A 14875-nucleotide genomic window follows, 5' to 3' on the forward strand; every position below is an offset into this window, starting at 1 on the left:
GTAAGCAAATCTAACAGTGTTGCCGCCAAGGCTGTAGCCAGTACAATTCGCAAACTTTGTTGCTTTCGAGGAACAATCGTGGGGCTCGATGACGCCTTGATCTTCACCCGCGTGGTGGAGTGCCACAGCTTTACCCAGGCCGCGCACAGCATGGGCATGCAGAAGTCCACGGTGAGCCGGCGCATCGCGCTGCTCGAAGAACGCCTCGGTGTGCGCCTGCTCAATCGCACCACACGCAAGCTGCGTCTGACCGAAGTCGGCCAGGCATATTACGAGCGCTGCCGGCAGATCATGCTCGACTTCGCCGAGGCCGAGCAGGCGGTGATGCAGCTGCAGCAGGAGCCCGCCGGGCTGCTGCGGATCGCCGCGCCCATCGAGTTCGGCCAGCTGTTCCTCGGCGGCGTGCTCGGCCGCTTCATGCTGCAGTACCCGCAGATCAGCGCCGAAGTGGAGCTGACTTCGCGCGAGGTGGATCCGCTGGAGGAGGGCGTGGACATCGCCATCCACGTCGGCCAGCCGCGCGACTCCACACTGATCGCCCGCAAGCTGTTCGAGAGCCCGCGGCGTCTCTACGCCAGCCCCGAGTATCTGGCTCGCCATGGTCTGCCGGAAACCGTGCAGGCGCTGGCCGGTCACCGCGCTCTGCTGCTGCAGCAGGATTCGCCACGCTACTGGCCGCTGGTGGGCGAGCAGGTGCCGTGTCTGCGGGTGCTGTCGTGCAACAACATCACCCTGGCGCGCGAGGCGGCGCTGGCCGGGGCGGGCATCTGCGGCCTACCGGTGATGATCGCCGAGGAGGCGCTGAACAGTGGCCGTCTGGTGCAGTTGCTGCCGGATGCGCGGCTGCCGATCGGCGAGCTCTATGCCGTCTATCCGTCGCGGCGCTTCCAGGCCATGAAGGTCAAGGCGTTCCTCGACTTCCTCATGGCCAGTCTGCCGCAGGCCAGCCTGCTGGAGCCGGTGGCGGCCGGCCTGCTAACATCGCGCCCCTGAATCACTCCCCGTTTCCGAGACTTGTCATGACCAAAGTCCGCACCCGTATTGCGCCGTCGCCCACCGGCGATCCGCACGTCGGCACTGCCTACATCGCCCTGTTCAACCTGTGCTTCGCCCGCCAGCACGGCGGCGAGTTCATCCTGCGCATCGAGGACACCGACCAGCTGCGCTCGACTCGCGAGTCCGAGCAGCAGATCTTCGACGCCCTGCGCTGGCTGGGCATCGAGTGGAACGAGGGCCCGGATGTCGGCGGCCCGCACGGCCCGTATCGGCAGAGCGAGCGCGGCGCGATCTACAAGAAGTACTCGGACGAGCTGGTCGCCAAGGGCCACGCCTTCCCCTGCTTCTGCTCCGCCGAACGCCTGGACCAGGTGCGCGCCGAGCAGATGGCGAAGAAGGAAACTCCGCGCTACGACGGCCATTGCATCCATATCGCCCCGGAAGAGGCGCAACAGCGCATCGACGCCGGCGAATCCCACGTGGTGCGCATGAAGGTGCCGAGCGAGGGCGTCTGCGTGGTGCCGGACATGCTGCGTGGCGACGTGGAGATCCCATGGGATCGCATGGACATGCAGGTGCTGATGAAGGCCGACGGCCTGCCCACCTATTTCCTGGCCAACGTGGTGGACGATCACCTGATGGAGATCACCCATGTCCTGCGCGGCGAGGAGTGGCTGCCGTCGGCACCGAAGCTGATCAAGCTGTACGAGTACTTCGGCTGGGAACAGCCCAAGCTCTGCTACATGCCGCTGCTGCGCAATCCGGACAAGTCCAAGCTGTCCAAGCGCAAGAACCCGACCTGCATCACCTTCTACGAGCGCATGGGTTTCATGCCCGAGGCGCTGCTCAACTACCTGGGCCGCATGGGCTGGTCGATGCCGGACGAGCGCGAGAAGTTCTCCCTGGACGAAATGATCGAGCACTTCGACCTGTCGCGCGTCTCGCTCGGCGGGCCGATCTTCGACATCGAGAAGCTCTCCTGGCTCAACGGTCAGTGGCTGCGCGAGCTGCCGGTGGAGCAGTTCGCCAGGCGCGTACAGGACTGGGCCTTCAACTCCCGGTACCTGATGCAGATCGCACCGCACGTGCAGCAGCGCGTCGAGACCTTCAGTGACATCGCGCCGCTGGGCAGCTTCTTCTTCAGCGGCGGCGTGCAACTCGATCCCGCACTGCTGGCGCACAAGAAGCTGACCCCGGACCAGGTGCGCCAGGCGCTGCAGCTGGTGCTCTGGGAGTTGGAGGCGCTGCGCCAGTGGGACAAGGAGAAGATCACCGGCTGCATCCAGTTCGTCTGCGAGGGCCTAGGCCTCAAGCTGCGCGACCTGATGCCACTGATCTTCCCGGCCATCACCGGCAAGGCCAGCTCGGTCTCGGTGCTGGATGCCATGGAGATTCTCGGCGCCGATCTGTCGCGCTTCCGCCTGCGTCAGGCCGTCGAACTGCTCGGCGGCGTGACCAACGGCGAAACCAAGGAATGGAAGAAGCTGCTGGAGAGTTTTCGCGGCTGAGGAGGGGAGTCGCCGGTCATCGCCCTGTGCCAGAGAGATGGCCGGCGCTCGGGTAAGTGGTTGTTCTGCCTCCAGAATTTTTTAGGCCCCGGCGAAAAATTGTGTTGACAGGCAAATACCCCGCCCCTAATATGCGCCCCGTCCAAGCGACGGGGCTATAGCTCAGCTGGGAGAGCGCTTGCATGGCATGCAAGAGGTCGACGGTTCGATCCCGTCTAGCTCCACCAAATTGCCACCGAACGAATTCCAGCGCGTTCGAGTGAATGAAGGTTTCGTCCCCTTCGTCTAGTGGCCTAGGACACCGCCCTTTCACGGCGGTAACAGGGGTTCGAGTCCCCTAGGGGACGCCACTTTTCGCAGTGCCCGCACTGCACGTCGAGAGACGCAAAATCCGGGGCTATAGCTCAGCTGGGAGAGCGCTTGCATGGCATGCAAGAGGTCGACGGTTCGATCCCGTCTAGCTCCACCAAATCACTGACAGGGCCAGCCTAGTGCTGGCCTTGTTCTTCGAAGGTTCTGTCCCCTTCGTCTAGTGGCCTAGGACACCGCCCTTTCACGGCGGTAACAGGGGTTCGAGTCCCCTAGGGGACGCCACTTTCTTTCCGCGTTTTGCGGACTTCAAGGGTCATTCTTCGGAATGGCCCTTTTGTTTTTCCGGCATTTGATTTCCCGCGATATACGGTCGCGCGCTTCGCCTGATTGGGCGTCATGAGCGCGAAGAACGCCGCAATCCGCCGGCGCCCAGCGCCGACGAGGCAAAGGGTGCTGCCGGCAATATCGTCCGCGTTTTCCACGCAACTTCGAGAAGGCATTGATGCTGGAAGCCTTCCGAGAATTGCTCGGTCTGTTCGGCAGCCTCGATTCGAACGCCGAGAGCGCATCGAGAGGTCAGCGAAACGGCTCTGGCGTCCTGATTACGCCCGGAACGCAAACCGCTGTGGGCCGCTCTAAGGCGTTACACTCCCTCCCCATGTTCTTGGGCCGGAGTTGTGCTTCGGTCCGAACCGGCGCCGTCACAGCAGGCGATGCCGTTCGGCCGGAAACTCGATGAGGGGAGAATGACATGAGCCTGACGATGGAAGCGGTGCTGCAACGGGCACGTCCGGTGCTGCCGGTGCTGGTGATCGAAGACAGCGAACTGGCGGTTGACATGGCGCGTGCACTGCACGCCGGCGGCATCAACGTGCTCGAGGTGACGCTGCGCACGCCGCGCGCGCTCGACGCCCTGGCGGCCATCCGCAAGGCTCTGCCGGAGTTGCTGGTGGGTGCGGGCACGGTGATCCATGCCGAGCAGTTCCAGGAGGCCCGCGATGCCGGCGCCCAGTTCGCCGTGAGCCCCGGTTGCACCGAGCGCCTGGCGCTGGCCGCCGACGACTCTGGCTTGCCCTACCTGCCGGCAGTGATGACGCCCTCCGAGGTGCTGCTGGCCCTGGAATACGGCTACCGCTCGCTCAAACTGTTCCCCGCCAACGGCGCCGCCAGCGTGAAGATGCTGAAGAGCTTCAAGGGCCCCTTCACCGGCATCCGCTTCTGCCCCACCGGTGGCATCACGGTGGACAACCTGCTGAGCTTCCTGCGCCTGCCGAACGTGGCCTGCGTCGGCGGCACCTGGATCGCGCCGGACAACCTGATCCGCGCCCGCGCCTGGGACCAGATCACCCAGCTGGCCAGCGAGGCCTGCGACCTGGCGGCCAGCGTGGAGGTCAAGCAGTGAGCTGGGACCTGCCGAGCCCCTTCGTCATCGATCTGGTCGTCAGCACCGACGACATCGACGGCCTGGGCCACGCCAACAACGCCGTGTATGTCAGCTGGCTGGAGCGCTGCGCCTGGCGCCACTCGCAGCACCTGGGTCTGGACCTGAGCGAATACCGTCGCCTGGATCGAGCCATGGCGGTGGTGCGCCACGAGATCGACTACCTGGCCAGCGCCTACGAAGGCGAAGAGCTGCAGATGGCCACCTGGATCGTCGAATCCGATCACAAGCTGAAAATGACGCGTCATTTCCAGCTGTGGCGCGCCTCTGACGCCTGCACGCTGCTGCGTGCGCGTACCACCTTCGTCTGCATCGAGCTGTCCACCGGCAAGCCCAAGCGCATGCCGTCGGAATTCATCGAGGGCTACGGCCAGGCGGTTCTCGAGCCCTATCCGCTGGAGCTCTAGTCGAGCAGTGGGGCGAGGAACACCTGGCCCGGCTCGACCATGATCGCGAATTGCCGCGTCTCGCCCGGGCCGAGCAGCACCGACTGTGACGGCCCCGGGCCGCGGCCGCCGCAATAGCCCGCCGAGGAAATCGCCACCGCCAGGCTCAGCTCCCCGCTGGGCAGGTCCAGCGCGACGCGCCCGCCGGGGCCGAGGGTCGCCGCCACCTCGCGGTTCACATAGAGCTCCACGTCACAGGCATTCGGCGCGTTGTTGTCGCGGCTGAAGATCAACCGTCCCGGCTCGCCCGGTACCGGCTCCGGTGGCTGCACGTGCACGCCCGGCGGCAGTGTATCGGCGGCCTGAGCGAGGGCGCTCATCAGGCAGAGGGCGAGTAGCGAGTGGCGTGGCATGGCGATCTCCCGTTCGGCTGCTTGTAGTGTGGACCACCTTGCGCGGCGCGAGTGTCGGCTTAAACTGTGCGCCCCGTTTTTCCGGACCTTCTCATGCAAATCGCCCTGGCCCCCATGGAGGGGCTGGTCGACGAGATCCTGCGCGATGTGCTGACCCGTGTCGGCGGCATCGACTGGTGCGTCACCGAGTTCATCCGCGTCAGCGACCGCCTGTTGCCCGAGGCCGCCTACCGCAAGCTCGCCCCCGAGCTGGGCGATGGCGCGCGCACCCGCGCCGGCACGCCGATGCGTGTGCAGCTGCTCGGTTCCGACCCGGCTTGCCTGGCGGACAACGCTGCCTTTGCCTGCGCGTTGGGCGCACCGGTGATCGACCTCAATTTCGGCTGCCCGGCCAAGACGGTGAACAAGTCGCGCGGCGGCGCCGTGCTGCTCAAGGAGCCGGAGCTGCTGCATGCCATCGTCCGCGAGGTGCGCCGCGCCGTGCCGGCGCAGATTCCGGTGACTGCCAAGATGCGCCTGGGCTTCGACAGCCCGGACGGCGCGCTGGACTGCGCTCGCGCCCTGGCCGAGGGCGGCGCTGCCCAGCTGGTGGTGCACGCCCGCACCAAGGTCGACGGCTACAAGCCGCCAGCCCACTGGGAGTGGGTGGCGCGGGTGCAGGAAGTCGTTAGGGTGCCGGTATACGCCAATGGCGAAATCTGGACGGTCGATGACTGGCGCCGCTGCCGCGAAGTCAGCGGCGCCGAGGACATCATGCTCGGCCGCGGCCTGGTCTCGCGCCCGGACCTGGCCCGACAGATCGCCGCCGCACGCGCCGGTCGGGAGATCGCGCCGATGAGCTGGGGCGAGCTGCTGCCGCTGCTCCAGGACTTCTGGCTGCAGGCCCGGCGCAAGCTGGCGCCGCGCTACGCCCCCGGGCGGCTCAAGCAGTGGCTAGCGATGCTCACCCGCAGCTATCCCGAGGCCGTCGCGCTGTTCGCCGAGCTGCGCCGGGAGAACGACTGTCAGCGCATCGACCTGCTGCTCGGTGCGCCCGAGGCGACCCTGGCCGAAACGGCCTGATGGGGCGTCATCAGCGTCCGCCGCTGACATCGATGAAGGTGCCGGTGCAGTAGGACGACTGCTCCGAGGCCAGCCACAGAATCGCCTCGGCCACTTCGTCGGGCGTGCCACCACGCTGCAACGGCACGCTGCCTTTGAGCCGCTCGATGCGCCCCGGCTCGCCGCCGGCCGCGTGGATGTCGGTATCGATCAGCCCGGGGCGTATGGCATTGACGCGGATGCCGTCGCCGGCGACTTCGCGGGCCAGGCCGAGGGTCAGGCTGTCCACCGCGCCCTTGGCGGCCGCGTAGTCGATGTATTCGCCCGGCGAGCCTAGACGCGCGGCCATGGACGAGACGTTGACGATGGCGCCGCCATGGCCGCCGCGGCGGCTGGACATGCGCCCGATCGCCTCTCGGCAGCAGAGGAAGGTACCGATCACGTTGGTGTTCAGCACCCGCTGCCAGCGCGCCACATCCATCTGCTCCAGGCGCATCTGCCTCTCCAGCATGCCGGCATTGTTCACCAGCGCGTCGAGGCGGCCGTAGCGTGCGTCCAGCTCGGCGAACAGGCGCAGCACGTCCGCCTCGCTGTCGACGTCCGCCTGTACCGCGTGGGCGTTGCCGCCGGCGGCGACGATCTCGGCGACCAGCGCCTCGGCGGTCGCGGCCTGCTGGCGGTAGCTCAGCAGCAGGTCATAACCCTGGCGCGCCGCGAGGCGCGCGGTGGCGGCGCCGATGCCGCGGCTGGCACCGGTGATCAGCATCACTCTGTTCATCGCAAAATTCCGCCCCTTGAAATCCGATTGGTCGTTCCCATCTATGGTCGTGCGGGATGCCGAAGTCGGGTCCCGCGATGAAACACTTGCTGATTATTCAGGAGATGCACCATGAGCAACGTACTTTCCCTGGCCCCCCTGTTCCGCCAGTCCGTCGGTTTCGACCGTTTCAACGATCTGTTCGAGTCGGCGCTGCGCAGCAGCGAGAGCGGCAGTTCCTACCCGCCCTATAACGTCGAGAAGCATGGCGACGATCAATACCGCATCGTAGTCGCGGCCGCCGGTTTCCGTGAAGAAGACCTCGAGCTGCAGGTCGAGCGCGGCGTGCTCACCGTCAGCGGTGGGAAGCGCGAGCGTGCGGGCGAAAGCGTCACCTACCTGCACCAGGGCATCGCCCAGCGCGGCTTCAAGCTGTCGTTGCGCCTGGCCGACCATATCGAGGTCAAGGCCGCCAACCTGGCCCATGGTCTGCTGAACATCGACCTGGTGCGCATCGTGCCGGAAGAGGCCAAGCCCAAGCGCATCCCCATCGGCGGCGAGAAGCCGGCGCTGGAAGGCTGATCGGCAGCAGTGAGGTAGAGAGAGAAGGGCGCCTGCGGGCGCCCTTCTTCTTTCAGCGGTTGGCCAGCAACAGGTCGTGGAATTCCGACAGCGGCAGTGGCTTGCTGAACAGGTAACCCTGGTACTGGTGGCAGCCCTGCTGCAGGAGGAAGTCCAGCTGCTCCGGCTGCTCGACGCCCTCGGCGATCATCTGCAGGTTGAGGCTGCGCGCCATGGCGACGATGGCGCGAATGATCTCGGCGTCGTTGGGGTCGGTGGTGGCGTCGCGGACGAACGACTGGTCGATCTTCAGCACGTCCACCGGCAGGCGCTTGAGGTAGGTCAGCGAGCTGTAGCCGGTGCCGAAGTCATCCATGGCGAAGCTCAGGCCGAGCTTCTTCAGGCGGTGCATCTTGGCGATGGTGTCGTCCAGGTTCTGGATGACGATGCCTTCGGTGATTTCCAGCTTGAGCATGCTGGCCGGCAGCCGGCTCTGCTCGACGCAGCGCTCCACCCGCTCGACGAAGTCGCTCTGGCGGAACTGTCGCGGGCTGATGTTGACGCACAGCTGGAAGGCGTCGCGCCGGACCAGGCCCTCCTGCAGCAGGCGCGAGCCGGCGTGGCAGGCCTCGCTGAGCACCCAGGCACCGACTTCGAGGATCAGGCCGCTCTCTTCCAGTACCTGGATGAACTGCGCCGGCGATTGTGGCCCGAGCGTGGGATGGCGCCAGCGCAGCAGGGCCTCGCTGCCGATCACGCTGCCGTCGCGAGCGTCGACCTGGGGCTGGAAATACAGCTCGAACTCGCCGCGCGCGAGGGCCATGCGCAGGTCGTTCTCCAGGCGCAGGCGCTCGCTGGCGGCGTCCTGCATGGCCTGGCGGAAGATCTGGATGGTGTTGCGCCCCGAGTCCTTGGCCCGGTACAGGGCGATGTCGGCACGCTTGAGCAGGTCGGTCGGGTTGTCGCCGTGGTCCGGCACCAGGGCGATGCCGATGCTCGGTGTCACCTGCAGGCGATGGCCGTCCAGCAGCATCGGCTCGGCCAGCAGGCGGCGCAGTTTTTCCGCCACCTGGCGCACCTGGCGGTTGACCTCGGTGCGGCTGCCGCCGAGGCCGGAGAGCAACACCACGAATTCGTCGCCGCCCAGCCGCGCCACGGTGTCCTCCAGGCGGACGCTGGCCTCCAGGCGCGCGGTGACCAGCTTCAGCACCGCGTCGCCGACCGGGTGGCCGAGCGAGTCGTTGATGTGCTTGAAGTGGTCGAGGTCGAGGAACAGCAGCGCGCCGTGCAGGGCATGGCGCTTGAGCAGGGCGATCTGCTGGGTCAGGCGATCCATCAGCAGCGCGCGGTTGGGCAGGTTGGTCAGCGGGTCGTGGTACGCGAGGTGGCGTACCTGGGCCTGGGCTTCCTTCAGCTCGCTGATATCGCGGGCGTTGAGCAGCAGGCAGGGCGTGTCGTTGAGCTCGATCGGCTCCACCGAGACCTCGACCAGGCGGATGCTGCCGTCGCGGTGCTTGCCGTGCATCTCGAGGTGGTAGGCACGGCCTTCGCTGAGGATCAGCTCGACCATGCGCGTGCGTTCTTCCGGGTAGGCCCAGACGTCGAGTTCCTTGGAACTGCGGCCAATGACTTCGTCGGGGCGGTAACCGGTCAGGCGGCAGAAGCCCTCGTTGACCTCGATGTAGCGGCCGGTGTCGCGCTCGGTGATGGTGATGGCGTCCGGGCTGGAGTGGAAGGCCTTGGCGAACTTCTCCTGGCTGGCCTTGAGCGCGGCTTCGGCGGCCTGGCGTTCGGTGATGTCACGAAAGGTGGTGGTGATGCACAGCTGGCGGCCGACGCGGATGAAGCGGCTGGAAATCACGCAGGCCAGTTCACGGCCTTGCTGGGTGCGGAAGCGTGCTTCCTCGTTGCTCAGCCCCTGGTCGCGGCTGAGTTTGGCGAACAGCAGCTCGCGCTGGCGGCCGTCGACCCAGAAGCCCAGTTCCGGCGCGCTGCGCCCGACGATTTCCGCCGGCTGCCAGCCGAAGGTCTGGCAGAAGCTCGGGTTGACCTCGATGAACACGCCGTCGCGGATGCGGGTGACGCAGATCGGGTCCGGGCTGGCCTGGAACAAGGTGACGAATTTTTCTTCCGAGGCGGCCAGGCGCTGTTCGCGCTGCACCCGCTCGGTGATGTCCATGAGGATGCCGGCCATGCGCAGCGGGGCGCCCTGCTTGTCGCGGTAGAGCTTGGCGGTGCTCTCCAGATAACGCATTTCGCCGCTGTCCAGGCGGGAGCGATAGGTCACCTGATACTGCCGTTGCACGCCCTCTATCGCGTCCCGGTAGGCCCGGCGCATGACGTTGCGATCTTCCTCCGGCACGTGCTGGAAGAAGTCGATGAATGCGCCGTGGTAAGGCTCGGCGGGTAGTCCGTGGAGGCTGGCGGCGCGTTCGGAGCCGTAGAGCATGTTGCTGGGGATGTGCCAGTCCCAGGTGCCGAGGTTGGCGGAAGCCAGCGCCAGGGTCAGGCGCTCCTGGCTGTCGCGCAGCGCCTGTTCCTGCTCCTGCTGCTCGGTGATCTCGCGGATCACGCCGAACACCTGCCGGCGGCCCTGGGCGTCGCGCTGCGGGCGGCCGCTGATCTCCAGCCAGTGCAGGCTGCCGTCGGGCCAGCGGATGCGATGGCGCAGGGCGTCGGCGACGGCGGTGCCCGCCAGCATGCGGCGGAACACGTCTTGGACCATGGCGCGGTCTTCTTCGGGGATCAGCTCGATGTAGTCGACCTGCTGCTCCAGCGGGTGCTTCGGGTCCAGGCCGAACAGGGCCTGGGCACCGCGCGACCAGTTGACCTTGCCGCTCTCGATGTCCCAGTACCAGGCGCCCAGATGCGCGCCGTTCAGCGCGGCGAGCAGGCGCGGAGCGTCCTGCCAGGTCTTCTCGAACTCGGCGGGGTCCAGGGCTGGGATGTAGGGGAAGGGCGGTTGCTTAGGAGGTTTGGACATCGCGTTTCTCGTCCGGCGTTCGACACGACAGGCCGCCTGGGCGGAAGGAGCGTATTAGAGGCGTGCGAACGTCTTTCTTATCGTTATGCCGTCACGTTAGCCGCTGATCCCGCCTCAAGGCAAGCGACGTTGCTGATCGAGCAGGGCCATGAAGGCTTTGGCCGCGTTGGACAGGGTTCGTTCCTTGTGCAGGATGTAGCCGAGCCGGCGCTGCAGCTGGATGCCCGGCAGCGGCAGGCGCACCACCTGGTCATCGAGCATGGTGCGCGGCAGCACGCTCCAGGCGAGGCCGATGGAGACCATCATCTTGATCGTTTCCAGGTAATTGGTGCTCATGCCGATGTTGGGCGTCAGGCCCTGGGCGGCGAACAGGTTGTTGACGATGTGATGGGTGAAGGTGTTGCCACCGGGAAACACCGCCGGATGTTGCGCCACGTCGGCCAGGGTCACGGCGCCGTTGCGCGCCAGCGGATGCTCGGGGGCGGCGACGAAGTCCAGCGGGTCGTCCCACACCGGCACGGCGTGCACTGGCTCGCGGGTCTCCGGGGCCAGGGTGATCACCGCCAGCTCGGCGCGGCCGTGGAGGATCTCCTCGTAGGCCACCTCCGAGTCGAGGAACTGGATATCCAGCGCCACCTGCGGATAGGCGCGGGTAAAGGCCCTGAGCAGGGGCGGCAGGCGGTGCAGACCGATATGGTGGCTGGTGGCGAGGGTCAGGCGGCCGGACACCTCGCCATTGAGGTTGGTCAGCGCGCGACGGGTGTCGTCCAGCACGTTGAGGATCTGGTAGGCCCGTGGCAGCAGCGCACGGCCGGCCTCGGTGAGGTTGACCTCGCGGCCCAGACGGTCGAACAGGCGTACGTCGAGCTGCTGCTCGAGGCCGGCGATGCGCTTGCTCACCGCCGGTTGCGTCAGGTGCAGGCGCTCGGCGGCCTCGGAAAAACTGCCGGCCTCGGCAATGGCGATGAAGGCGTTGAGGTTGGCCAGGTCCATGGTGATCCAAGTCGTCTAGAAATTGCGATTGTTCTTTTTAGTGCATCACATTCCAGGCAGGAATGCTTGGAATAAAAAATATGAATTGGAGTTATTCGAGCCGAATCCCTAGGATCGCCCCATCAGCAGAAGGGTTATAAGCCCTCAGCACGCACATGACCTGATCGAGGACATAGCAGATGGCCGGCAAGACGCTCTACGACAAGCTCTGGGAAATGCACGAGGTGAAGCGCCGCGACGATGGCTCGTCGCTGATCTACATCGACCGTCACATCCTCCACGAGGTGACCTCGCCCCAGGCCTTCGAGGGCCTGCGTCTGGCCGGCCGCAAGCCGTGGCGCATCGACGCCAACATCGCCACGCCGGACCACAACGTGCCGACCACCCGTGCCGAACGCCAGGGCGGCCTCGAGGCGATCGCCGATGAAGTCTCGCGCATCCAGGTGAAGACCCTGGACGAGAACTGCGACGACTTCGGCATCCTCGAATTCAAGATGAACGACGTGCGCCAGGGCATCGTCCACGTGGTCGGCCCAGAGCAGGGCGCGACTCTGCCGGGCATGACCGTGGTCTGCGGCGACTCGCACACCTCCACCCATGGCGCCTTCGGCGCGCTGGCCCACGGCATCGGGACCTCCGAGGTCGAGCATGTGCTCGCCACCCAGTGCCTGGTGGCCAAGAAGATGAAGAACATGCAGGTGCGCGTCGAGGGCAAGCTGCCGTTCGGCGTCACCGCCAAGGACATCGTCCTCGCCGTGATCGGCAAGATCGGCACCGCCGGCGGCAACGGCCACGCCCTGGAGTTCGCCGGCAGCGCGATCCGCGACCTGTCCCTGGAAGGCCGTATGACCATCTGCAACATGTCCATCGAAGCCGGTGCCCGCGTCGGCCTGGTGGCGGTGGACGAGAAGACCATCGCCTACGTCGAAGGCCGCCCGTTCGCACCCAAGGGTGGCGACTGGGACAGGGCGGTCGCCCAGTGGCGCGGCCTGGTGTCCGACGAGGACGCGGTGTTCGACACCGTGGTCGAGCTCAAGGCCGAAGACATCAAGCCCCAGGTCAGCTGGGGCACCTCGCCGGAGATGGTCCTGTCCGTCGACCAGAACGTGCCGGACCCGGCCGTCGAGGCCGATCCGGTGAAGAAGGATTCGATCATCCGTGCACTGAAGTACATGGGCCTGACCGCCAACCAGGCGATCACCGACATCCAGCTGGATCGCGTGTTCATCGGTTCCTGCACCAACTCGCGCATCGAGGACCTGCGCGCCGCGGCCGAAGTGGCCAAGGGCCGCAAGGTCGCCGCGACCGTCAAGCAGGCGCTGGTGGTGCCGGGCTCCGGCCTGGTCAAGGCGCAGGCCGAGCAGGAAGGCCTGGACAAGATCTTCATCGAGGCCGGCTTCGAATGGCGTGATCCGGGCTGCTCCATGTGCCTGGCGATGAACCCGGACAAGCTGGGCAACGGCGAGCATTGCGCCTCCACCTCCAACCGCAACTTCGAGGGCCGCCAGGGCGCCGGTGGCCGTACCCACCTGGTCAGCCCGGCCATGGCTGCCGCGGCCGCGGTGACCGGCCGCTTTATCGACGTACGCGAATTGATGCAGGCCTGAGGAGCTAGACGATGAAAGCCTTTACCCAACACACCGGCCTGGTCTGCCCGCTCGATCGCGCCAACGTCGACACCGATCAGATCATTCCCAAGCAGTTCCTCAAGTCGATCAAGCGCACCGGCTTCGGCCCCAACCTGTTCGACGAGTGGCGTTATCTGGACGTGGGCCAGCCCAATCAGGACAACTCCAAGCGTCCGCTGAACCAGGACTTCGTCCTCAACTTCCCGCGCTACCAGGGCGCCAGCGTGCTGCTGGCCCGCGAGAACTTCGGTTGCGGCTCCTCCCGCGAGCACGCGCCCTGGGCGCTGGACGAATACGGCTTCCGCACCGTGATCGCGCCGAGCTTCGCCGACATCTTCTTCAACAACAGCTTCAAGAACGGCCTGCTGCCGATCATCCTGAAGGACGAGGAAGTAGACGAACTGTTCCAGCAGGCCGAGGCCACCGAGGGTTATCAGCTGACCGTCGACCTCGCCGCGCAGACCGTGACCCGGCCGGATGGCAAGCAATACGCCTTCGAGGTCGACGCCTTCCGCAAACACTGCCTGCTCAATGGCCTCGACGACATCGGTCTGACCCTGCAGGACCAGGAGGCGATCAAGGCCTTCGAGAACACCTACCGGCAGAGCAGCCCCTGGTTGTTCGGCGCGATCAAGTGATGTAGGGCGGAAAACCGCGCAGCGTTTTCCGCCACCGGATTCGGTGATAAGGCCTGCGGCCGTTATCCACCCTACAGAAAATGAGGAATGCAATGAGCAAGCAGATTCTGGTTCTCCCTGGCGACGGCATCGGCCCGGAGATCATGGCCGAGGCGGTCAAGGTGCTGAACCTGGCCAACGATAAGTACGCGCTGGGCTTCGAGCTCTCCTTCGATGACCTGGGTGGCGCCGCCATCGACCGCTACGGCGTGCCGCTGGCCGACGAGACCCAGGATCGCGCCCGCGCCGCCGATGCGGTGCTGCTCGGCGCCGTTGGCGGGCCGAAGTGGGACACCATCGACCCGGCTATCCGCCCGGAGCGCGGCCTGCTGAAGATCCGCTCGCAGCTGGGCCTGTTCGGCAACCTGCGCCCGGCCATCCTCTATCCGCAACTGGCCGAGGCCTCCAGCCTCAAGCCGGAAGTGGTGGCGGGCCTGGACATCCTCATCGTTCGCGAGCTGACCGGTGGCATCTACTTCGGCCAGCCGCGCGAGAGCAAGGTGCTGGAGAACGGCGAGCGCATGGCCTACGACACACTGCCGTACAGCGAGAGCGAAATCCGCCGCATCGCCAAGGTCGGCTTCGACATGGCCCGCGTGCGCAACAAGAAGCTGTGCTCGGTGGACAAGGCCAACGTGCTGGCTTCCAGCCAGCTGTGGCGTGCCGTGGTCGAGGAAGTGGCGAAGGACTACCCGGATGTCGAGCTGAGCCACATGTACGTCGACAACGCCGCCATGCAGCTGGTCCGTGCGCCCAAGCAGTTCGACGTGATGGTCACCGACAACATGTTTGGCGACATCCTGTCGGATGAGGCTTCCATGCTCACCGGTTCCATCGGCATGCTGCCGTCCGCTTCGCTGGATGCCAACAACAAGGGCATGTACGAACCGTGCCACGGCTCCGCGCCGGACATCGCCGGCCAGGGCATCGCCAACCCGCTGGCGACCATCCTCTCGGTGTCGATGATGCTGCGCTACAGCTTCGGCCAGACCGCCGCCGCCGATGCCATCGAGCTGGCCGTGAGCAAGGTGCTGGACCAGGGCCTGCGCACCGGCGACATCTGGTCGGAAGGCAAGACCCGCGTCGGTACCGCCGCCATGGGCGATGCGGTAGTCGAGGCGCTGCGTAGTCTGTAATCTTTCCAGCCCCGTCGGGATTCGTCCGGCGGGCTGCTTATAT

General features: G+C 66.1%; 13 protein-coding genes and 4 tRNA genes. 13 read left to right on the forward strand and 4 right to left on the reverse strand.

What is annotated here, in order from left to right; all coding sequences use genetic code 11:
• Positions 1-78 precede the first annotated feature (78 nt).
• The 8 genes from NF616_RS14665 to NF616_RS14700 all read left to right on the forward strand — a co-directional run bounded on the left by NF616_RS14665 (position 79) and on the right by NF616_RS14700 (position 4664).
• The gene (locus NF616_RS14665; protein WP_252274031.1) at positions 79-993 is read left to right on the forward strand and encodes a LysR family transcriptional regulator; all 915 of its coding nucleotides are present in this window, start codon (positions 79-81) and stop codon (positions 991-993) included.
• A gap of 26 nt (positions 994-1019) precedes the next feature.
• Positions 1020-2504 carry a glutamate--tRNA ligase gene (gltX, locus tag NF616_RS14670; protein ID WP_252274032.1) on the forward strand — a complete coding sequence of 495 codons (1485 nt, stop codon included), beginning with the start codon at positions 1020-1022 and terminating at the stop codon, positions 2502-2504.
• 151 nt (positions 2505-2655) lie between these two features.
• Positions 2656-2731, forward strand: a tRNA-Ala gene (locus tag NF616_RS14675).
• Between the two features lie 47 nt (positions 2732-2778).
• Positions 2779-2854, forward strand: a tRNA-Glu gene (locus tag NF616_RS14680).
• A 43-nt stretch (positions 2855-2897) separates the two neighbouring features.
• Positions 2898-2973: transfer RNA gene (locus tag NF616_RS14685), tRNA-Ala, on the forward strand.
• A 49-nt stretch (positions 2974-3022) separates the two neighbouring features.
• Positions 3023-3098 (forward strand) — tRNA-Glu (locus NF616_RS14690).
• A 469-nt stretch (positions 3099-3567) separates the two neighbouring features.
• Positions 3568-4218 carry a bifunctional 4-hydroxy-2-oxoglutarate aldolase/2-dehydro-3-deoxy-phosphogluconate aldolase gene (locus NF616_RS14695; RefSeq protein WP_252274033.1) on the forward strand — a complete coding sequence of 217 codons (651 nt, stop codon included), beginning with the start codon at positions 3568-3570 and terminating at the stop codon, positions 4216-4218.
• Complete coding sequence (locus NF616_RS14700) at positions 4215-4664, forward strand: acyl-CoA thioesterase (RefSeq protein WP_252274034.1); 450 nt, start codon at positions 4215-4217, stop codon at positions 4662-4664. Before NF616_RS14695 ends, NF616_RS14700 begins: the two co-directional genes overlap by 4 nt.
• Here NF616_RS14700 and NF616_RS14705 read toward each other — a convergent pair.
• The gene (locus tag NF616_RS14705; RefSeq protein ID WP_252274035.1) at positions 4661-5056 is read right to left on the reverse strand and encodes a hypothetical protein; all 396 of its coding nucleotides are present in this window, start codon (positions 5054-5056) and stop codon (positions 4661-4663) included. The genes NF616_RS14700 and NF616_RS14705 overlap by 4 nt on opposite strands.
• Before the next feature lie 93 nt (positions 5057-5149).
• Between NF616_RS14705 and NF616_RS14710 the strand changes: the two genes are divergently transcribed.
• Positions 5150-6118, forward strand: a complete 969-nt coding sequence (locus NF616_RS14710) for a tRNA dihydrouridine synthase (protein WP_252274036.1) — start codon at positions 5150-5152, stop codon at positions 6116-6118.
• 10 nt (positions 6119-6128) lie between these two features.
• Here NF616_RS14710 and NF616_RS14715 read toward each other — a convergent pair whose 3' ends face one another.
• Positions 6129-6875, reverse strand: a complete 747-nt coding sequence (locus NF616_RS14715) for an SDR family oxidoreductase (protein ID WP_252274037.1) — start codon at positions 6873-6875, stop codon at positions 6129-6131.
• 111 nt (positions 6876-6986) lie between these two features.
• Here NF616_RS14715 and NF616_RS14720 point away from each other — a divergent pair, with 111 nt between their 5' ends.
• Positions 6987-7436 carry an Hsp20 family protein gene (locus tag NF616_RS14720; protein WP_252274038.1) on the forward strand — a complete coding sequence of 150 codons (450 nt, stop codon included), beginning with the start codon at positions 6987-6989 and terminating at the stop codon, positions 7434-7436.
• A gap of 52 nt (positions 7437-7488) precedes the next feature.
• Here the strand turns inward: NF616_RS14720 and NF616_RS14725 are convergent, their stop codons facing one another.
• Positions 7489-10398, reverse strand: a complete 2910-nt coding sequence (locus NF616_RS14725; RefSeq protein WP_252274039.1) for an EAL domain-containing protein — start codon at positions 10396-10398, stop codon at positions 7489-7491.
• 114 nt (positions 10399-10512) lie between these two features.
• Positions 10513-11391: a LysR family transcriptional regulator gene (locus NF616_RS14730; protein ID WP_252274040.1), complete on the reverse strand. Its 879-nt coding sequence runs from the start codon at positions 11389-11391 to the stop codon at positions 10513-10515.
• A 179-nt stretch (positions 11392-11570) separates the two neighbouring features.
• On the opposite strand from NF616_RS14730, the gene leuC reads away from it, so the two are divergent.
• From leuC to leuB, 3 genes are all read left to right on the forward strand, one after another.
• Complete coding sequence (gene leuC / locus NF616_RS14735; protein WP_252274041.1) at positions 11571-12998, forward strand: 3-isopropylmalate dehydratase large subunit; 1428 nt, start codon at positions 11571-11573, stop codon at positions 12996-12998.
• 11 nt (positions 12999-13009) lie between these two features.
• On the forward strand, positions 13010-13657 hold the full coding sequence (gene leuD, locus NF616_RS14740; protein ID WP_252274042.1) for a 3-isopropylmalate dehydratase small subunit: 648 nt from the start codon (positions 13010-13012) through the stop codon (positions 13655-13657).
• Positions 13658-13749: 92 nt separating this feature from the next.
• Positions 13750-14832 (forward strand): 3-isopropylmalate dehydrogenase, encoded by a 1083-nt coding sequence (gene leuB, locus NF616_RS14745; protein WP_252274043.1) that lies wholly within the window; start codon positions 13750-13752, stop codon positions 14830-14832.
• The last annotated feature ends 43 nt before the right edge of the window (positions 14833-14875 follow it).

This window comes from Pseudomonas subflava (assembly GCF_023823685.1).
Classification (GTDB): Bacteria; Pseudomonadota; Gammaproteobacteria; order Pseudomonadales; family Pseudomonadaceae; genus Aquipseudomonas; species Aquipseudomonas subflava.